Source organism: Dickeya dadantii NCPPB 898, from assembly GCF_000406145.1.
In the GTDB taxonomy this organism is placed as follows: domain Bacteria; phylum Pseudomonadota; class Gammaproteobacteria; order Enterobacterales; family Enterobacteriaceae; genus Dickeya; species Dickeya dadantii.
In genome coordinates, this window is record NZ_CM001976.1 from 618,437 (window position 1) to 636,605 (window position 18,169).

At 55.2% G+C, this 18,169-nt stretch carries 17 protein-coding genes and 1 tRNA gene; 10 read left to right on the forward strand and 8 right to left on the reverse strand.

What is annotated here, in order from left to right; all coding sequences use genetic code 11:
* The first annotated feature begins 14 nt into the window (after nucleotides 1–14).
* Together DDA898_RS03300 and DDA898_RS03305 are read left to right on the forward strand one after the other, a co-directional pair.
* Complete coding sequence (locus DDA898_RS03300) at nucleotides 15–2,792, forward strand: flavocytochrome c (protein ID WP_038910211.1); 2,778 nt, start codon at nucleotides 15–17, stop codon at nucleotides 2,790–2,792.
* A gap of 70 nt (nucleotides 2,793–2,862) precedes the next feature.
* Nucleotides 2,863–3,843: an FAD:protein FMN transferase gene (locus DDA898_RS03305; protein WP_038910212.1), complete on the forward strand. Its 981-nt coding sequence runs from the start codon at nucleotides 2,863–2,865 to the stop codon at nucleotides 3,841–3,843.
* 12 nt (nucleotides 3,844–3,855) lie between these two features.
* On the opposite strand, the gene DDA898_RS03310 is transcribed toward DDA898_RS03305, so the two are convergent.
* Together DDA898_RS03310 and DDA898_RS03315 are read right to left on the reverse strand one after the other, a co-directional pair.
* Nucleotides 3,856–4,437 (reverse strand): TetR/AcrR family transcriptional regulator, encoded by a 582-nt coding sequence (locus DDA898_RS03310; protein WP_038910213.1) that lies wholly within the window; start codon nucleotides 4,435–4,437, stop codon nucleotides 3,856–3,858.
* 93 nt (nucleotides 4,438–4,530) lie between these two features.
* Entirely contained in the window at nucleotides 4,531–5,580 is a 1,050-nt protein-coding gene (locus DDA898_RS03315) for an aldo/keto reductase (RefSeq protein ID WP_038910214.1), read from the reverse strand.
* Between the two features lie 113 nt (nucleotides 5,581–5,693).
* Here DDA898_RS03315 and DDA898_RS03320 point away from each other — a divergent pair, with 113 nt between their 5' ends.
* From DDA898_RS03320 to DDA898_RS03335, 4 genes are read left to right on the forward strand one after another with little or no spacing between them, the layout of a single operon-like run.
* A complete protein-coding gene (locus tag DDA898_RS03320; RefSeq protein WP_038910215.1) occupies nucleotides 5,694–6,557 on the forward strand; it encodes an SDR family NAD(P)-dependent oxidoreductase in 864 nt (287 codons plus the stop codon).
* 12 nt (nucleotides 6,558–6,569) lie between these two features.
* Complete coding sequence (locus DDA898_RS03325) at nucleotides 6,570–7,385, forward strand: oxidoreductase (RefSeq protein WP_038910216.1); 816 nt, start codon at nucleotides 6,570–6,572, stop codon at nucleotides 7,383–7,385.
* A gap of 11 nt (nucleotides 7,386–7,396) precedes the next feature.
* Nucleotides 7,397–7,801 carry a hypothetical protein gene (locus tag DDA898_RS03330; RefSeq protein ID WP_038910217.1) on the forward strand — a complete coding sequence of 135 codons (405 nt, stop codon included), beginning with the start codon at nucleotides 7,397–7,399 and terminating at the stop codon, nucleotides 7,799–7,801.
* A gap of 29 nt (nucleotides 7,802–7,830) precedes the next feature.
* A complete protein-coding gene (locus DDA898_RS03335) occupies nucleotides 7,831–8,832 on the forward strand; it encodes an NADP-dependent oxidoreductase (RefSeq protein ID WP_038910218.1) in 1,002 nt (333 codons plus the stop codon).
* 190 nt (nucleotides 8,833–9,022) lie between these two features.
* On the opposite strand, the gene DDA898_RS03340 is transcribed toward DDA898_RS03335, so the two are convergent.
* The 4 genes from DDA898_RS03340 to rpsU form a co-directional block, all read right to left on the reverse strand.
* Nucleotides 9,023–9,098 (reverse strand) — tRNA-Ile (locus tag DDA898_RS03340).
* A gap of 263 nt (nucleotides 9,099–9,361) precedes the next feature.
* Nucleotides 9,362–11,197 (reverse strand): RNA polymerase sigma factor RpoD, encoded by a 1,836-nt coding sequence (rpoD, locus tag DDA898_RS03345; protein ID WP_038900258.1) that lies wholly within the window; start codon nucleotides 11,195–11,197, stop codon nucleotides 9,362–9,364.
* Between the two features lie 156 nt (nucleotides 11,198–11,353).
* The gene (gene dnaG / locus DDA898_RS03350; protein ID WP_013316300.1) at nucleotides 11,354–13,108 is read right to left on the reverse strand and encodes a DNA primase; all 1,755 of its coding nucleotides are present in this window, start codon (nucleotides 13,106–13,108) and stop codon (nucleotides 11,354–11,356) included.
* A gap of 127 nt (nucleotides 13,109–13,235) precedes the next feature.
* Nucleotides 13,236–13,451: a 30S ribosomal protein S21 gene (rpsU, locus tag DDA898_RS03355; protein WP_001144069.1), complete on the reverse strand. Its 216-nt coding sequence runs from the start codon at nucleotides 13,449–13,451 to the stop codon at nucleotides 13,236–13,238.
* A 228-nt stretch (nucleotides 13,452–13,679) separates the two neighbouring features.
* Here rpsU and tsaD point away from each other — a divergent pair, with 228 nt between their 5' ends.
* The gene (gene tsaD / locus DDA898_RS03360) at nucleotides 13,680–14,693 is read left to right on the forward strand and encodes a tRNA (adenosine(37)-N6)-threonylcarbamoyltransferase complex transferase subunit TsaD (RefSeq protein WP_013316301.1); all 1,014 of its coding nucleotides are present in this window, start codon (nucleotides 13,680–13,682) and stop codon (nucleotides 14,691–14,693) included.
* Between the two features lie 45 nt (nucleotides 14,694–14,738).
* On the opposite strand, the gene argR is transcribed toward tsaD, so the two are convergent.
* Nucleotides 14,739–15,209 (reverse strand): transcriptional regulator ArgR, encoded by a 471-nt coding sequence (gene argR / locus DDA898_RS03365; RefSeq protein ID WP_013316302.1) that lies wholly within the window; start codon nucleotides 15,207–15,209, stop codon nucleotides 14,739–14,741.
* Between the two features lie 490 nt (nucleotides 15,210–15,699).
* Between argR and mdh the strand changes: the two genes are divergently transcribed.
* Complete coding sequence (gene mdh, locus DDA898_RS03370) at nucleotides 15,700–16,641, forward strand: malate dehydrogenase (protein WP_038910219.1); 942 nt, start codon at nucleotides 15,700–15,702, stop codon at nucleotides 16,639–16,641.
* A gap of 70 nt (nucleotides 16,642–16,711) precedes the next feature.
* On the opposite strand, the gene DDA898_RS21995 is transcribed toward mdh, so the two are convergent.
* Nucleotides 16,712–16,993 (reverse strand): helix-turn-helix domain-containing protein, encoded by a 282-nt coding sequence (locus DDA898_RS21995; RefSeq protein ID WP_013316304.1) that lies wholly within the window; start codon nucleotides 16,991–16,993, stop codon nucleotides 16,712–16,714.
* 188 nt (nucleotides 16,994–17,181) lie between these two features.
* On the opposite strand from DDA898_RS21995, the gene DDA898_RS03375 reads away from it, so the two are divergent.
* Both DDA898_RS03375 and DDA898_RS03380 read left to right on the forward strand, forming a co-directional pair.
* Complete coding sequence (locus DDA898_RS03375) at nucleotides 17,182–17,568, forward strand: DNA-binding protein (protein ID WP_013316305.1); 387 nt, start codon at nucleotides 17,182–17,184, stop codon at nucleotides 17,566–17,568.
* 225 nt (nucleotides 17,569–17,793) lie between these two features.
* On the forward strand, nucleotides 17,794–18,168 hold the full coding sequence (locus tag DDA898_RS03380; RefSeq protein ID WP_038912413.1) for a DNA-binding protein: 375 nt from the start codon (nucleotides 17,794–17,796) through the stop codon (nucleotides 18,166–18,168).
* The last annotated feature ends 1 nt before the right edge of the window (nucleotide 18,169 follow it).

The window sequence follows — 18,169 nt, forward strand, 5'->3', positions numbered from 1 at the left end:
ATGGAGTCTCTACTATGAGCGTTAATAACCAGGTACTCAGTCCGTTTACCTTGCCCAATGGCGTCGAGCTTAAAAATCGTCTCCTGATGGCGCCCATGACCACCTGTACCGGCTTTTATGACGGCACCGTCACCAAAGAGCTGGTGGAGTACTATCAGGTGCGTGCCGGCAGCATCGGCGCGGTGATCGTGGAGTGCTGCTTTATCGACGATAAAGGGCTGGCGTTTCCGGGCGCGATAGGCATCGACAACGACGACAAGGTCGCCGGGCTGGCGAAGGTCGCGTCGGCCATCAAGGAGAAAGGCTCGAAAGCCATCCTGCAGATTTACCACGGCGGCCGCATGGTGGAGCCGAAACTGATTGGCGGCCGGTCGCCGGTCGGGCCGAGCGTCGTCGCCGCGCCGCGGGAAGGGGCGGCGGTTCCCATCGCGCTGACGGGCGAAGAGGTGGAAGCCATGATCGCCAAATTTGGCGAAGGGGTGCGCCGGGCCATTGAAGCCGGTTTCGACGGCGTGGAAATCCACGGCGCCAATACCTACCTGATTCAGCAGTTTTACTCCCCGAACTCCAACCAGCGCACCGACGAATGGGGCGGCAGCCGCGACAACCGCGCCAGATTCCCGCTCGCCGTGCTGGAAATCACCCACCAGATGGCGCGTCAGTATGCGGATGCGTCTTTCATCATCGGCTATCGTTTCTCGCCGGAGGAAATCGAAGAGCCGGGCATCCGGTTTGACGACACCCTGTACCTGCTGGAAAAACTGGCGGCGCGCGGGCTGGATTATCTGCATTTCTCAATGGGGTACACCCTGCGCTCGTCCATCGTCGATACCACCGATCCCACCCCGTTGATTGGCAAATATGTCGCCATGCGCTCTGACATGCTGGCGAAGGTGCCGGTTATCGGCGTCGGCGGCGTGGTGAATAAAGCGGATGCCGACGCGGCGCTGGAGCACGGTTACGATCTGGTGGCGGTGGGGAAAGCCTGTATCGCCTATCCGGACTGGGCCGATCGCCTCATCAATCAGCAGAAGATCGACCTGTTTATCGACAGCACCCAACGTGAAGCCCTGACCATCCCGGAACCGCTGTGGCGTTTCTCGCTGGTGGAAGCGATGATCCGCGACATGAGCCTGTCGTCGAAAAAATTCAAGGCGGGCGTCTTCCAGGAAAAAGTGCAGGACGACGCCGGCGAACTGGTGATCAACGTCAGCCTGGAAACGGACCGCATCGCCGATGTGACGCTGGAGCCGAATCCGCAGCTGAATACCGATTTCGTCAGCAGCTTCGAGGTTATCCGTTCCCGCATTCTTGACGCCAACAGCCCGCACGTAGATGCGGTCACCGGCGCCACTACCCAAAGCGAAGCGGTGAAAAAAGCGGTGTCCAAAGCGCTGGCCAAGTCCTGCAAAGCGGCGATCATGGCGGAAGGCGGCGACCCGGCGGATATGCAGCGTTACGACGTGGTGGTGATCGGCAGCGGCGGCGCCGGTCTGGCCGCGGCGATTCAGGCGTGTGATGACGGCGCCAAAGTGCTGATTGTCGAGAAGATGTCGAGCATCGGCGGCAATACCATCAAGGCTTCCGTGGGCATGAACGCGGCGGGAACTCGCTTCCAGAAAATAAAAGGCATCGTAGACGACAAGCAGCGCTTCTACGAGGAGACCCTGAAAGGCGGTAAGCTAAAAAATAATCCCGATTTGCTGAAACGATTCGTGGAAGGTGCGCCGATGGCGATCGAATGGCTGGCGGAGCGCGGCATCGAATTGAACGACATTACCATTACCGGCGGCATGAGCGTGGATCGCACCCATCGACCGGCGGATGGCTCGGCGGTCGGCGGCTTCCTGATCAGCGGTCTGGTGAAGAATATCAACAAGCGCAATATCGACGTGATGCTGGAGACGTCGGTAGTTGATATCGTCCATGAAGCCGGCGCGATTACCGGTGTACGGGTGCTCAACGAAGACCATGAACAGCTGATCATCGCCACCAAAGGCGTGGTGGTCGCCACCGGCGGGTTCAGCGCCAACCGTGAGATGGTGGTGAAGTATCGCCCGGATCTGGACGGCTTTGTCACCACCAACCATAAAGGCGCCACCGGCAGCGGTATCGCGATTCTGGAGAAAGTGGGCGCCGATACCGTCGATCTGGGGGAAATTCAGATCCACCCGACGGTCGAGCAAACCACGTCTTACCTGATCTCCGAATCCATTCGCGGCGGCGGCGCGATTCTGGTGAACCAGCAGGGGCATCGCTTCTTTAACGAGATGGAAACCCGCGACAAGGTATCGGCGGCGATCATCAACCTGCCGGAGAAGTACGCCTATATCCTGTTTGATGAGCAAGTGAGAACCAAAAACAAGGCGGCGGACGAGTATCTGTCTCGCGGTTTTGTGGTGAGTGGGTCTTCTCCGCGCGAGCTGGCGGACAAGCTGGCTATCGACTCTCACGCTTTGCTGGCGACGCTGGAGCGCTATAACCAGTTTGTCGAAAAACAGCATGACGACGACTTCGGCCGTAAAACCGCGTTGCGTCATCCCATCAATCAGGGGCCGTTCTACGCTATCCGCATCGCGCCCGGCGTGCATCACACCATGGGCGGCGTGGTGATCAACACCGATACCGCGGTGCTGGATAACAAGAAACGGGTAATCCGGGGCGCTTTCGCCGCCGGTGAAGTGGTGGGCGGCATCCACGGCGGCAACCGCATCGGCGGCAACGCCGTCGCCGATATCATCGTTTTTGGTATTCAGGCGGGCCGTAACGCGGCATCCTACGTACAGCTGTAATTAACGCCAGCCTGCGTCAGAAGCCTTTCTGACGCAGGCATGATTCGCTTCTCTTCCGGGGTTATCCGCCATGCCGCCAGACGATCGGGTTTACGCCTATTCCACCGTACTCATGGGGTCGCCGATTCTTCTCAAATTGTTTGAGCCGAATGAACATCTGGCCTCGCAGGTGTTTGGTCGCATTAAACAACTGGAGGATGCGTTGACCGTTAACCGGGCCGACTCCGAGGTCATGGATATCAACCATGCGGCAGGTAAACACCCGGTCGTCGTCAGTCAGCCGCTGTTCAATCTGATTAAGCGCGCCAGAGAGGTCAGCCTGCTGGACGACAGTTGCTTCAATTTCACCATCGGACCGGTGGTGAAACGCTGGAAAATCGGCTTTCAGGGCCACAGCGTGCCACCCGCTGACGAATTGCGGGCGTTACTGGCGCTGACCGACCCGCACCACGTCGTGCTCAATGCGCAGCATCGTTCGGTATGGCTGGAAAAGACAGGAATGGAAATCGATCTGGGGGCGATCGCCAAAGGGTATATCGCCGATGTCGTCAGGCAATTCCTGTACCAGCATCATGTCTATCATGCGTTGATCAATCTGGGCGGCAACGTGCTGGCGCTTGGCAGACCGCAGAACGGCGGCCAGACGGCCTGGTCGGTCGGCGTGCAAAAACCGTTTGGCGACAACGGCGCGCTTATCGGCATGGTTCACGTGGCGAACAAATCGGTGGTGACGTCCGGCATTTACGAGCGTTATTTCGAGTGCGACGGCCGCCTGTATCACCATATTCTCGACCCGAAAACCGGTTACCCGCTGGATAACGAATTGTTCAGCGTGACCATCATTTCCGATGCCTCCATCGACGGCGACATCTACACCACCCTGATTTACGGTCTGGGGGTGGAAAAGGGGCTGGCGTACCTGTCGCGGTTACCGCATATCGAAGCCATTTTCGTCACCAAAGACCGGCGGGTGATTCTCTCCTCGCAGCGACAGTATGATTTTACGCTGTTGGATGCGGAGTATGAGGAGTATGAGGTAGCTGCGAGGTGACAGAGCGACGTGCTACGCGTCACCCAGCAGCGCTTTTTTGGCCGCCGCGAGAAATTCATCCGACAACGGGTCCCCGGCGGTTGCGCGCGCCAGCATCAATGCGCCGACTAACAGGACTGTCTGTGTCAGCGCCTGTTGCCTGCGCTGCTCGTCGTCTTGCGTATCGGCAAGGGACTCTAGCCTGTCCAGCATGGCTTTCACGCCATTGAGATACACCTCACGTACTGGTTTTTCTTCACTTTCCCGAGCGACATCACTGGCTAACGCGGTGATTGCGCATCCGTCCTTGACGTCATCACGGTGGCTGGCAGACAGGTAGCTTTCTACCAGTGTGTGCAGATTGTTTTTCCCCGGCTGTTGACTGATTGCGTGCCATTGTATGTTGACGTCTTCAAACGTCTTACGGCTGGCAATTGCGACTAGCTCATCCTTGGAAGCAAAGTGTCCATAGAAGCCACCGTGGGTTAATCCCGCTGCCGCCATCAAGTCATTCACACTGACGCCGTTCAGGCCGCGTTCACGAAAGAGCTGCGAAGAAACGTGGATGATTTCTTCGCGGTTTCGCTCCATCTGCTGTTTTGATACACGGGCCATTGCTTTCTCCTCATCACCGGGCAGGCATCATCTTAGTGTATGAAAATAGCAGACTCAATAGATGATGCCTTTCATCAATAATGATCAAACGGCTCAGGCGCGTGGCGGTCGTAGCGCGGCGATGCGCGCGGTGTCGCCGCCCTGAGCGCGGGGCAGACTGCCTGCTATTTGATCGTGCGGGGTTCCGAGTGAGACGGCGCTGGCGTTATCAAGGCGCGCCATCTGTTCATCACTTAGCGTCACCTCCAGTGCCACCAGAGTATCATCCAACTGATTCAGGGTACGGGAACCCAAAATAGGGATCAGACTGGTGCTGGAATGGGCCGCTTTCTGCCGCAGCCAGGCAATGGCAATGTGCAACGGTTGCCGCTGTTGTTCTTGTGACACTGCGATGACTTCATCCAGCAGCGTGGTATCCCGCTCGATGTGCACCAGCCTGCCGCCAAATCCCTGCAGGCGACCTTCACTGCTGTGGCGGTATTTTCCTGTCAACAGACCGCCGCCCAGCGGAGACCAAAGCGTTGCCGCCAGCCCCAGCGCTTCCGCCATCGGCAGCAGTTCCCGCTCAGCGGTGCGCTGTGCCAGGCTGTATTCCACCTGAATACCGGCAATACGCGACCAGCCACGCAGTTCCGCCATCGTGTCTGCCCGGGCGATACGCCAGGCCGGGAAATTGGATAGCCCGGCATACTGGATTTTCCCTGCGCGGATCAGGTCATCAAAGGTGCGAACGATCTCTTCCAGCGGGGTTAACTGGTCGTCAAAATGTGCCCACAGTATATCAATACGGTCGGTTTTCAGTCGCTTAAGACTGTTTTCCACCGACGAAATCATGTTCTTACGGCTGTTGCCGGTTTGAGAGATGCCCGCGTCCGGCATCGCGCTTAGGGTGTATTTCGTCGCGACGACAAAGTGATCGCGATCGGCGGCGATGAACTCCCCGACCATCTGCTCAGACTGGCCGAACTGATAGGCATCAGCCGTATCGATAAAGTTGCCGCCAGCATTGGTATAACGATCAAATACCTGCTTTGCCTCTTCTTTTTCCGAACCATAGCCCCAACGGGTACCAAAGTTGCCTGTGCCGAGCGCCAGCTCGGATACGCGTAAACCGGTGTTACGGCCAAACGTGGTGTAGTGCATGTTGCTAACCCTCACATTATAAATGTCGATTGACATTTATAATATATGTCATACATCATCTATTGCAAGCATGATGATCATCATCTATATCGCCCTGACAAAAGAGCAAACGTATGACAACGACTCCTTCGGTTCTCATTACCGACGCTTCATCCGGCATTGGCGCTGTCTATGCCGAACGTTTCGCCAGCCGTGGCCATGATCTGGTGCTGGTTGCTCGCGATCATGTACGCATGGATGCCCTGGCAACCGATCTGAGCCAGAAGAATGGCATCACTGTCGATGTTCTGTCGGCTGATCTGACCCGATCCGACGATCTTGCTGTGGTGGAGGCGCGACTGCGCGAAGACAGTCGTATTGGGATCCTCGTGAATAACGCGGAGATGAATATCGGTGGGAACTTCATTGAACAGGAGGCGGACGATGTCGAGCGGTTGGTCACACTCAACACGACGGCGCTTGTCCGGCTTACCAGCGCGATTGCCCCACGGCTGGCGGAGGTAGGTGGGGGAGCCATCATCAATATTGGCTCAGTGATCGGCATGGCACCGGAGTTCGGGTTGACCGTTTATGGCGCGACCAAGGCATTCGTGCTGTTTCTGTCTCAGGGACTCAGTCTTGAGCTGGCTCCCAGAGGTGTCTACGTTCAGGCTGTGCTTCCTGACGTGACGTACACGGAGATTGGGGAGTGCTCAGGCACTGATATTAATACGCTTCCCGAGGTGATGGCAGTAGAGGAACTGGTGGATACCGCGCTGGTTGGTTTTGATCGCCGCGAACCGGTAACCATCCCGTCGCTCCACGAATTCGGGCAATGGGCGACCTATCAACACACCCGGCAAGCTATGCTGCCGGGGTTCGCACCGGCGCATTCTGCCGCACGTTATCGACTGATGCATACGCCGATAATGAATTGCGTCCGCAGCGCGCCGGTTTTATTTACTCAGGCAACAGACAGCCTGATGACGAACCAATAGACAAGGTATTTTATGACATCAAATAAACCCATCGCGCTGGTTACCGGCGCCTCATCGGGCATCGGTGAAGCTACCGCGGAACGGCTGGTTCAGGCCGGCTATAAGGTATACGGCACCAGCCGACGAGGCTCTCAGGCTGGTCACCGGCGGTTTGAGCTGCTGGCGCTGGATGTGACCAGCGATGAATCGGTCGATGCGGCCGTCAGCGAACTGCTGCGTCGGGAAGGGCGTATCGATCTACTGGTGAATAACGCCGGTTTTGGGCTCAGCCCGGCAGGCGCGGAAGAAAGCTCCATCGAACAGGCTAAGGCGATCTTCGACACTAATTTCCTTGGGGTTGTCCGCATGACCCGCGCCGTGGTGCCCCACATGCGCCAACAGGGCGGCGGCCGCATCATCAACATCGGTTCCATTCTTGGCGTCGTACCGATGCCTTATGTGGCGCTTTACGCGGCCAGCAAGCATGCGGTCGAGGGCTATTCAGAAGCGCTGGATCATGAGCTACGTACGCGCGGTATCCGGGTTTCGGTCATTGAGCCTGCCTATACCAAAACGCAGTTCGAGTCCAACAACGTGCCGCCGGATGCGGTGCTGGATGAATACGCCTCGGTACGCCGGGCGCTGGAAAACGTGGTGAAGTTGGCAATGGTGAGCGCAGATGAACCGGTTGTGGTAGCCGAGGTGGTGCTAAAAGCCGCCCGCGCGAAACGTCCGAAACTTCGCTATACGGCAGGTTCAACGGCGACCCGCTTGAGCCTGCTGCGTCGGTTTGCACCGGCGGGTGTGCTGGATTCCGGCATTCGTAAGAGTCTTCAGCTTGATGCTTAGGAAGTCAGCGTATGACCGTCTTATCATTCAGATTCCGTCCTCTGGCTATCTTGTCGGCGCTGCTGTTCTTCGTTCTCGCCGTTGCCTGGATGTCGGTACCGGACCTGATGCTGGCCAGTTGGGGCGTTGATTTCACCAGTTCGGCGGGGCTGGTCAGTCGGCGTTCAGCCGCGCTGTATGCCGGAGTCGGCGTCATGTTCTTCCTGGCCAGAAATGTAGCGCCATCGCCAGCCCGCTCATCCCTGATGAAGGGTGTCGTGAGTACTTGCATGATACTTGCAGCGCTTGGGGTGGGGGAGTTTATTGCAGGGCACGCCAATCGCGGGATCCTGCCGGCTGTCGTGTTAGAAGTCTTACTCGCACTGGCTTTTCTTTCCGTCATTCATACCGATAACCGCGGGTGGGCATGCCGTTAGTAGGTAATCATTCTGGAGATCAACACATTATGAAGGCGTTCATTATCGATCGCTATGGCCGCAGAAGCAGCGGACGAATTGGCGAGATGCCAGAGCCGGAACTACGGGGCGATGACGTCTTGATTCAGGTTCATGCTGCCGGCGTCAATCTACTTGATGCAAAAATCAGCAAAGGCGAGTTCCGGCTAATTCTGCCATATCGCTTGCCGTTGGTGTTGGGAAACGATGTGGCAGGCGTGGTCGTTCGCGTCGGGCCGAAGGTAACGCGATTCAGACCGGGCGATGAGGTGTACGCACGGCCAGACCAGGAACGTATCGGCACCTTTGCCGAATTTATCGCCGTCAAAGAGGATTCTCTGGCGCTGAAACCTGGCAACCTCAGCATGGAAGAAGCGGCTTCTCTTCCGCTGGTCAGCCTGACGGCCTGGCAAGTATTGGTTGAAACCGCAACGTTGAAGAAAGGGCAGAAAGTGCTGATTCATGCCGGTTCCGGCGGCGTGGGCGCCATCGCTATCCAGCTCGCCAAACATCTCGGCGCTTTCGTCGCCACCACCACCGGCACGAGTAACGTTGAATGGGTAAAAGCGCTGGGGGCGGATGTGGTCATTGACTACAGGAAGCAGGATTTTGAAACCGTACTGCACGGCTACGATGTGGTGCTGAACAGTTTGGGTAATGATGTGCTGGAAAAATCGCTGCGGGTGTTGAAACCCGGCGGTCAGCTCATCTCTATATCTGGCCCGCCCGCACCGGAGTTTGCGACAGAACAGGGGCTGTCATGGGGGCTGAAACAGGTGATGCGTTTCCTGAGCCGCCGTATCAGGAAGCTGGCGAAGCAGAAGGGGGTGAGCTACGCGTTTGTCTTTATGCGGGCCAGCGGAGAGCAGCTTGATGGCATTAGCGCTCTCATTGCGTCAGGCGTCATCAGGCCGGTGGTGGACCGGGTCTTTCCGTTTGATGCAACGGCAGATGCGCTGGCCTATGTTGAAACTGGGCGAGCGAAAGGTAAGGTGGTCGTCAAATTGAGATAGCGGTTATCCGTCGAAGGGATGTGTAAGTCATAGACCACATCCTGTTTGACTCAAACTGTTTGACCCAAAAACCTAATCATATGCCACATGATCGTCAGTTCAGGGGACAAAAAGGGGACGCTATCTCCTGAAAAATAAAAAAGTCACCGCTAAAGAGGTGGCTTAATCATATGATTTTACTGCTGAAATTTGGTGGCCCCTGTTGGGTTTGAACCAACGACCAAGCGATTATGAGTCGCCTGCTCTAACCACTGAGCTAAGGGGCCAAGTGGATGTTGATTATAGGTAATCCGGCTAGTGGGGTCTATAGTCTGGCGGCCATATGGTTGTTTTGTATCCAGTACTTAGCCGATTGTTATTATTAAAAATTCATTATATTTGCGGTGGGAATGGGCAGTAATCGTGGGTAAGGGCAGGGGACACAGAGTATGTCGGTCAGGCGTGATGCCGCAAGTCTCCACTGATATGAGAAATAAAAACCCCCGGTCAGGACCGGGGGTTGGCAGCACTGATTCAATAAAAAATCTTATTAATCGTCCAGGAAGCTACGTAATACTTCAGAGCGGCTCGGGTGACGCAGTTTACGCAGCGCTTTCGCTTCGATCTGACGAATACGCTCACGGGTTACGTCGAACTGTTTGCCGACTTCTTCCAGCGTATGGTCGGTATTCATGTCGATACCGAAACGCATACGCAGTACCTTGGCTTCGCGTGCGGTCAGCCCGGCCAACACGTCGTGGGTGGCGGAACGCAGGCTTTCCGAGGTGGCGGAATCCAGCGGCAGCTCCAGCGTGGTATCTTCGATGAAATCCCCCAGATGCGAATCTTCATCGTCACCGATCGGGGTTTCCATAGAGATCGGCTCTTTGGCGATCTTCAGTACCTTGCGGATCTTGTCTTCCGGCATCAGCATACGCTCTGCCAGTTCTTCCGGCGTCGGCTCGCGGCCCATTTCCTGCAGCATCTGGCGGGAAATACGATTGAGTTTGTTGATAGTCTCAATCATGTGCACCGGGATACGGATGGTGCGCGCCTGATCCGCGATGGAGCGGGTAATCGCCTGACGAATCCACCAGGTAGCGTAGGTGGAGAACTTGTAGCCGCGGCGATATTCGAACTTGTCTACCGCTTTCATCAGGCCGATGTTGCCTTCCTGAATCAGATCCAGGAATTGCAGGCCGCGGTTGGTGTATTTCTTGGCGATCGAGATAACCAGACGCAGGTTCGCTTCCACCATCTCTTTCTTGGCGCGACGCGCCTTGGCTTCGCCAATCGACATACGACGGTTGATGTCTTTGACTTGTTCAATAGTCAGGCCGGTTTCTTCTTCGATCTGCTGCAATTTCTGCAGGCTGCGATGCACGTCGTCTTCCACTTCGCGCAGTTTTTCACACCAGGGTTTCCCCATGGAAAGCGCGGCATCGAACCACTTGCGGTTGGTTTCATTGCCGGTGAACAGCGTCACGAAGTTTTTCTTCGGCATTTTGCACAGTTCAACGCACAGTTTCATGATCTGGCGTTCCTGCGCACGCACGCGGTCCATCATGGCGCGCATGTTGTTCACCAGCAGGTCAAACTGCTTCGGCACCAGACGGAACTGCTTGAACACTTCAGACAGCTTGTTGATTTCATCAATAGCGGTCGGGTGGCTGCGGCCATGCGCCTTGATGCTTACGCGGGTCGCTTCATACTGATCGCGCAGCTCGGTGAATTTCTGACGCGCCAGCTCCGGGTCGATGCTGTTGTCATCGTCGGTATCGTCTTCTTCGTCTTCTTCGTTTTCGTCGTCGTCATCCATGCCGTCGCCGGCCAGCTCGGCGTTTTCGGGCGTGGTGTTCGGCGCCAGATCTTCTTCGGCGTTGGGATCAACAAAGCCGGTGATCAGATCGGACAGGCGGCTTTCTCCCGCTTCGACGCGATCGTATTGATCCAACAGATAGGTGATGGCTTCCGGATACTCGGCAACAGAGCACTGCACCTGATTGATACCGTCTTCGATTCGCTTGGCGATATCGATTTCCCCTTCACGGGTCAGCAGTTCGACGGTACCCATCTCACGCATGTACATACGGACCGGATCGGTCGTGCGGCCAATCTCAGATTCAACGCTGGACAATACCTGCGCCGCTGCTTCGGCAGCATCTTCATCGGCGGTATTTTCAGCCAGCATCAGATCATCGGCATCCGGCGCTTCTTCCATCACCTGGATGCCCATGTCGTTAATCATCTGGATGATGTCTTCGATCTGATCGGAGTCGATGATATCTTCCGGCAGATGGTCATTGACCTCGGCATAGGTCAGGTAGCCTTGCTCCTTACCACGGGTGACAAGTAGCTTGAGCTGTGACTGCGGGTTTTGCTCCATAAGACGGTATCCACACTTCAGAATATTGGGGTTGGTGTCGGTCAGCGTAAGTCGCTAACAATAACATTAGGGGAATTTTTCTTATCGCCGCAGCCCCCGTAGCGGCACGCTGTAGGGCTCGACCCTACTATTTATCGGCAATTAAGCCGCGGGAAATCAGTTTTTTCGTGTTAGCGCCAGTTGCAGCGACCACAGTTCCTTGCGCTCGTTCGTACTCAGCCCATGCGTTCTCTCGCGGGCGATTAGCGTGTCCATCCGCAGCTGTAGCAACTGGTCGTAGAGCTCGGCCAGGCTGACCCTGAATTTTTCTTCGAGCTCTTCCTCTTCAATCATATGGTCCCAGGAGGCCAGGGTTTCAAGCTGCTTGCGATATTTACTTTCGCGATATTTTTCCAGCAGCAGTCCCATGTTCATGCCTGGGCTTTCATTGCAGGTTTTCACCAGATCCAGAAACAGTTCCAGCCCTGCAACCTTGTTCTCTTCCACACCGTTGAGCGCCAGTTCCGGCACCTCGGCGGACAGCCTCGGATTTTGTACTAAAAGTCCTATCAGTATACGCATAGTTGTGACTTTTAGCCGTGGAGGCTGGTAGGACGATGTTTGCTCCGCCGCTTTCGGCAGCAGGCGGTCCAGCTGGCTGTCGTCCAACAGCCCCAGTTTATTGCCAAGTTGTTGACGTAAGTATAATCGCAACGTTTCGCCCGGCACCTGCCCAATTAGGGGTAGAGCCAGCGTACTGAGCTTGGCGCGCCCGTCCGGGGTGCTCATGTCCACCTGCTGCAGTAGCGAGTCGAACAAAAACGCCGACAGCGGCATCGCCTGCTCGATGCGTTGCTCGAACGCCGCCTTGCCTTCCTGACGCACCAGCGTATCCGGGTCTTCGCCGTCGGGCAGGAACATAAAGCGTAACTGCCGACCGTCATCCAGATAGGGTAGCGCGGTTTCCAGCGCGCGCCAGGCGGCGTCGCGTCCGGCGCGGTCGCCATCGTAACAACACACCACCTGATCGGTAGCGCGAAACAACAGCTGGATGTGGTCCGCCGTCGTTGATGTTCCTAGCGAAGCCACCGCGTAATCGATGCCAAACTGAGCTAACGCGACCACATCCATGTAACCTTCAACCACCAACAGTCGCTTCAATTCCGGATTTTTCTGTTGCGCTTCGTACAGGCCGTACAGCTGTCGGCCTTTGTGAAAAATCTCGGTTTCCGGCGAGTTCAGGTACTTGGGCATACCGTCGCCCATCACCCGACCGCCAAAAGCGATAACCCGCCCACGCTTGTCGCGGATCGGGAACATCACCCGATCGCGGAAACGGTCGTAAGTACGGCCGTTATCGTTGGTCACCAGCATGCCGGCGTCGGTCAACGTGGTCCGGTTTTCGCTGCTGCGCCCGAAGCGCTTTAACGCATTGTCCCACCCCGGTGGCGTACATCCGATAGCGAATTGCCGGATCACCTCATCACTCAGGCCGCGTCTGGACAGATACTCTCTGGCCGGCGTACCCGCAGGTTGGTTCAGGGTATGTTGGTAAAAAGCGCTTAATTGTTCCATCAGCTCGTATAAACTTTGCCGCTGGTGGCGTTCGAGCTGGGTCGGACCGGTGCCTGCTTCGTAAGGGACTTCCAGGCCGTGCATCGCTGCCAGTTCTTCAATGCTTTCAACAAATTCCAGACGGTCATAATTCATCAGGAAATCGATCGCGTTGCCGTGGGCGCCGCAGCCGAAGCAATGGTAGAACTGCTTGTCACCGTTAACGGTGAACGAAGGGGTTTTCTCGTGGTGGAACGGGCAACACGCGTGATAATTCTTGCCCTGCTTTTTCAGTTTGACGCGCGCATCGATCAGGTCAACGATGTCGGTGCGAGCCAGCAGGTCATTAATAAATACGCGGGGAATACGTCCAGCCATAAGCCCCTTATCTATATACGTTTATAAACGACAATAAGCCGCGCATTCCTTTCGGAAAGCACGGCCTTCGTATGCAACTGCTAAGTCTGCGGATTAATCACGCGGTGGAGGATACACCTCCAGAAAATTAATACAGACGAGTGCGGCGTGCGTTTTCTCGAGCCAGCTTCTTGGCGTGACGTTTCACAGCAGAAGCTTTGGCGCGTTTACGTTCGGTAGTCGGTTTTTCATAGAACTCACGACGACGAACTTCAGCCAAAACACCCGCTTTTTCGCAGGAACGCTTGAAACGACGCAGAGCGACGTCGAACGGCTCGTTTTCACGTACTTTAATTACCGGCATGTGCCTCTCACCTTAGTAAATTCGGTTTGCTGCTGGCCTTGTGCCAGCCTTTTCAAAATGGTGCGGAATTCTACTGCAACTGTGGCGCGTTTGTAAAGTGCGTCAGCGATCATAAAACGCGCGGCGCCGGTTCGCTCGTCTGTGGACTGGCTTATGATAGACTATGCCCCGCCTGAATCAAGCAGCCGTGGCGGGCCGCCGTAAATGTAAACGAGAGTGAAAACAGCAATGCGCGTATTGGGTATTGAAACATCCTGCGATGAAACCGGGGTCGCGATTTATGACACGCAGGCCGGACTACTGGCGAATCAGCTTTATAGCCAGGTGAAATTGCATGCCGATTATGGCGGCGTGGTGCCTGAGCTGGCCTCTCGCGATCATGTTCGCAAAACCGTGCCACTGATTCAGGCGGCGCTGGAAGAAGCCGGGCTACAGCACGGCGATATCGATGGCGTCGCTTATACGGCCGGCCCGGGTCTGGTGGGGGCGCTGCTGGTCGGTGCAACGGTAGGGCGCTCGCTGGCGTTCGCCTGGAATGTGCCGGCCATACCGGTGCATCACATGGAAGGGCACTTGCTGGCGCCGATGCTGGAAGACAACCCGCCGGCGTTTCCGTTTGTCGCGTTGCTGGTGTCCGGCGGTCATACCCAGTTGATCAGCGTTACCGGTATTGGCGAATACCGTTTGCTGGGTGAGTCTATCGATGATGCGGCCGGCGAGGCGTTCGATAAAACCGCCAAGCTGCTGGGGCTGGATTATCCGGGTGGGCCGTTGCTGTCGAAAATGGCACAAGGCGGGCATGCCGGTCGCTTTGTTTTCCCCCGGCCGATGACTGATCGACCCGGTCTGGATTTTAGTTTCTCCGGGCTGAAGACGTTCGCCGCCAATACTATCCGTGAAAACGGCAGCGATCCGCAAACGCAGGCGGATATCGCGCGAGCGTTCGAAGATGCGGTGGTGGATACGCTAGCCATCAAATGCCGGCGAGCGCTTGACGAGACCGGGTTCAGCCGGCTGGTAATGGCTGGCGGCGTGAGCGCCAACCGGACATTGCGCCAGCGGCTGGCGGACATCATGGCGAAACGAGGCGGCGACGTGTTCTATGCCCGCCCTGAATTCTGTACCGATAACGGCGCCATGATTGCTTATGCGGGAGCGGTTCGCCTTGCCCAGGGCGTGACGGATGAGCTTGGCATCACGGTTCGGCCGCGTTGGCCGCTGGCCGAATTACCGGCGTTGTGATGGTCTGGCTATTCCACCTCAAACGGATGACGGGGCGGAGAAGCATTACAGTTCCTGTTCAAACAATACCAGTATTGCTTCATACAACTGTTTGACACTGAAGCCCCGGGCTGGCGTGGTAAAAATGGTATCGTCGCCGGCGATGGTGCCGAGAATTCCTTCCGATTTGCCCAGTGAGTCCAGCAGGCGGGCGATCAACTGCGCAGCGCCGGGGCTGGTGTGAATCACGACCACCGCGTCGTTGTAATCGACGTCCAGCACCAGGTTTTTCAGCGGGCTAGTGGTGGTGGGAACACCCAGTTCGGCAGGCAGACAGTAAACCATCTCCATCTTCGCGTTGCGGGTACGCACCGCGCCAAACTTGGTCAACATGCGGGATACTTTGGACTGGTTGATGTTCTCGAAACCATCGTCCTGCAGCGCTTGCACAATCTCGCTTTGCGAGCTGAATTTCTCTTCTTTTAACAGCGCCTTGAACGCCTTAACCAAGTCTTCTTGTTTCGTAGAGTTACGCATTCTGCACCGTGTCCGGGAAAAAGTAGAACATGCGGCCATTATGCATTTGAATGAATTTTTATGCAATATGAGCGCGTATAAAACCGGATTGTTGGCCTGAGACATCGGACTTCATGTGCGGCGGGGCAATACTTTACCAGGGTGTCAAAAAACGTGCTCTTCATCACATAAAAGTAAAATAAATGTTATCAAAATGATGTTGTTTGGAGGCTGATGGTCGGTGTAATGTAACACACCCGTTAATCAGTCGTGGGCTTATGCCGGGGCGCACCGCAATTGCCTGTTACTTTAATTACCTTTCAGATATCGGGCAGATTGTTAGTTTATTATTAATCACATAGTGCGTTATCGCTGCGTGCCTATTTTTCGCTGCGGACCTATGTAGTGGCCCTCTGAAAACAGGTCTGACGCCTGGCTTCTCTCGCGAGCATAAACGTTTTTAACTAAACGCATCCACGGTAATTTTACTTAACATAATAAGGAGTTTAGGATGAAAGTTGCAGTTCTCGGAGCCGCTGGTGGTATTGGTCAAGCCCTTGCCCTTCTCCTCAAAACCCAGCTTCCTTCAGGTTCAGAGCTCTCTCTTTATGATATCGCCCCCGTTACGCCGGGTGTGGCTGTCGATCTGAGCCATATTCCCACCGATGTGAAAATCAAAGGTTTCAGCGGTGAAGATGCTACCCCTGCTCTGGAAGGCGCGGATATTGTACTGATGTCTGCCGGGGTGGCCCGTAAGCCGGGGATGGATCGTTCCGATCTGTTTAACGTGAACGCAGGGATTGTGCGTAACCTGGTTTCGCAAATTGCCCGTACTTGCCCTACCGCTTGTATCGGTATTATCACCAATCCGGTCAATACCACGGTGGCGATTGCTGCCGAAGTGCTGAAGCAGGCCGGCGTATATAACAAAGACAAACTGTTTGGCGTCACGACGCTGGACATTGTCCGTTCCAGTACTTTTGTCGCCGAACTGAAAGGCAAACAGCCGCAGGCCATTGACGTACCGGTTATCGGCGGCCACTCCGGCGTTACCATCCTGCCGTTGCTGTCACAGATTCCGGGCGTGAGCTTCACCGAGCAGGAAGCGGCTGATCTGACCAAACGTATTCAGAATGCAGGTACCGAAGTCGTGGAAGCGAAAGCCGGCGGCGGGTCGGCAACCCTGTCCATGGGCCAGGCCGCAGCACGCTTTGGTCTGTCTCTGGTTCATGCTCTGCAGGGCGAAAGCGGCGTGGTCGAGTGCGCTTACGTGGAAGGCGACGGCAAGCACGCCCGTTTCTTTGCCCAACCGCTGTTGCTGGGCAAAAACGGCGTTGCTGAGCGTAAAGACATCGGTACTTTGAGCGCGTTTGAACAGCAGTCTCTGGTTAGCATGCTGGATACCCTGAAACAGGATATCGCGCTGGGCGAAGAGTTCGTTAACAAGAAATAATCACCTTGGTGTGACAAATGCCGTTAATAAGGCCGGAGTATATTCTCCGGCCTTTCTTTTTCCGGAAACATTATTCGGATTGCGGATCAGACGGCGGGCGGATCAGTTTTTTGCGGTCGAGTAGTTCCTGTGTTTCAGGATCATAATAACGGCTGGGCCATATTTCCGATGGATGAATGCCCAGCGCGTCAGCTATTAACCATTCGCCCTTCGGCCATGGGCGAGATAACGCATTGGCCAGCGTGGAAGAACTCAACCCGGCGGCTCGTGATACGGCTGCGAGCGTTGTCCCTTTCTTTCTCAGTGCCGCAATAATATCGGCGGGATGCCAGTCATTTTTCCTTGAATTCATAATCCTTCCCTTATTGCTATTAAGACGACAGCGTATTAATGGTATAACTAACGGCTCATGGTGAATGGTTTCGCTAACCAAAAGCCATTATTTGGAAATAATATAGCACCAATTTCCTTAATATTTCCAAATTAATTTCCAAATGGATCTGAATAGGTAACGAGTATCACTATCGGGATGAAAAGGACATGAAAAAAGAGTGGTTTGCGACCAGCGAATTGGTTGGTATTGGCGGACTCCCTAAATCACGGCAAGGATTGAATAAGCGAGCCCGAGAAGATGGTTGGGAAAAGCGTCGCCGTAAAGGTGTACAAGGACGAGGGGTAGAATATTCTATCCATAGCTTGCCTCAGTCTGTTCAGCAAACACTGCTGATGCAGGAAACGTCAGGTGAATATTCGGCAAAGCCGTCAGACATGCTGTCGGTCTGGATCCAGATTTACCACCAGCTATCTGTTCCGGAACGGGAAAAACTGATTGCGTATATCATGCGCGAAGGCGTGTCTTCCACGTTGAAACAGCTGGGTCTTGCCAATACGGCAAGTGCAACTTTGATAAAAGATTTTTCTGATTAAGTGACTCAGCCATTCCCGATTTTCTCTATTGTGGAATGGCTTCCCCTCTCTTTCTCCTCACCTGATTTCTTTCTGTGGAACTTTCCCGATCGTAAGTAATGCTACCTTTAACACTATTGCATTAGTGGTTTGAATAAAATTAGTCTATTATATGGAAACCTAATTGCTGTTTTAGTCATCTGGTTGCGTATTCGTATCAGGAAAGAAATGAAAGGGAGAATGATGATGGAAAAGGCATGGTTTACCACCAATGAATTGTTAGGCGTGGCAGGGTTGCCGAAATCTCGTCAGGGGCTCAATAAAAGAGCAAAGGAACATGGCTGGGAGAAACGGCGTCGCAGAGGCGTTCAGGGTAAAGGCGTCGAATATGCCATCTGGAGCTTACCGGAGGCGGTGAAAACCAGCCTTATGCAGGAAACACCGCCCGACTACGCCGCGAAACCGGCAACGGTTCAGGAGTCCACCTGGATACAGATTTATCACCAGCTTTCCGTGGAAGAGCGTACCCGACTGATCGGGCATATTCTGCGCGAAGGGGCGATGGGAATGCTGGCCCGCCTGGAAAGCGGGCCGCAGGAGTACAAAAACAAGGGCGAATGAC

Bases quoted from the DNA above. Each gene is read 5' to 3' on its own strand.
- DDA898_RS03315 (WP_038910214.1), bottom strand. From the start codon at position 5,580: ATGCACTACACCACGTTTGGCCGTAACACCGGTTTACGCGTATCCGAG.
- DDA898_RS03310 (WP_038910213.1), bottom strand. From the start codon at position 4,437: ATGGCCCGTGTATCAAAACAGCAGATGGAGCGAAACCGCGAAGAAATC.
- DDA898_RS03375 (WP_013316305.1), top strand. From the start codon at position 17,182: ATGAAAAAAGAGTGGTTTGCGACCAGCGAATTGGTTGGTATTGGCGGA.
- DDA898_RS21995 (WP_013316304.1), bottom strand. From the start codon at position 16,993: ATGAATTCAAGGAAAAATGACTGGCATCCCGCCGATATTATTGCGGCA.
- tsaD (WP_013316301.1), top strand. From the start codon at position 13,680: ATGCGCGTATTGGGTATTGAAACATCCTGCGATGAAACCGGGGTCGCG.
- mdh (WP_038910219.1), top strand. From the start codon at position 15,700: ATGAAAGTTGCAGTTCTCGGAGCCGCTGGTGGTATTGGTCAAGCCCTT.
- rpoD (WP_038900258.1), bottom strand. From the start codon at position 11,197: ATGGAGCAAAACCCGCAGTCACAGCTCAAGCTACTTGTCACCCGTGGT.
- argR (WP_013316302.1), bottom strand. From the start codon at position 15,209: ATGCGTAACTCTACGAAACAAGAAGACTTGGTTAAGGCGTTCAAGGCG.
- rpsU (WP_001144069.1), bottom strand. From the start codon at position 13,451: ATGCCGGTAATTAAAGTACGTGAAAACGAGCCGTTCGACGTCGCTCTG.
- dnaG (WP_013316300.1), bottom strand. From the start codon at position 13,108: ATGGCTGGACGTATTCCCCGCGTATTTATTAATGACCTGCTGGCTCGC.
- DDA898_RS03335 (WP_038910218.1), top strand. From the start codon at position 7,831: ATGAAGGCGTTCATTATCGATCGCTATGGCCGCAGAAGCAGCGGACGA.
- DDA898_RS03325 (WP_038910216.1), top strand. From the start codon at position 6,570: ATGACATCAAATAAACCCATCGCGCTGGTTACCGGCGCCTCATCGGGC.
- DDA898_RS03305 (WP_038910212.1), top strand. From the start codon at position 2,863: ATGCCGCCAGACGATCGGGTTTACGCCTATTCCACCGTACTCATGGGG.
- DDA898_RS03300 (WP_038910211.1), top strand. From the start codon at position 15: ATGAGCGTTAATAACCAGGTACTCAGTCCGTTTACCTTGCCCAATGGC.
- DDA898_RS03380 (WP_038912413.1), top strand. From the start codon at position 17,794: ATGGAAAAGGCATGGTTTACCACCAATGAATTGTTAGGCGTGGCAGGG.
- DDA898_RS03320 (WP_038910215.1), top strand. From the start codon at position 5,694: ATGACAACGACTCCTTCGGTTCTCATTACCGACGCTTCATCCGGCATT.
- DDA898_RS03330 (WP_038910217.1), top strand. From the start codon at position 7,397: ATGACCGTCTTATCATTCAGATTCCGTCCTCTGGCTATCTTGTCGGCG.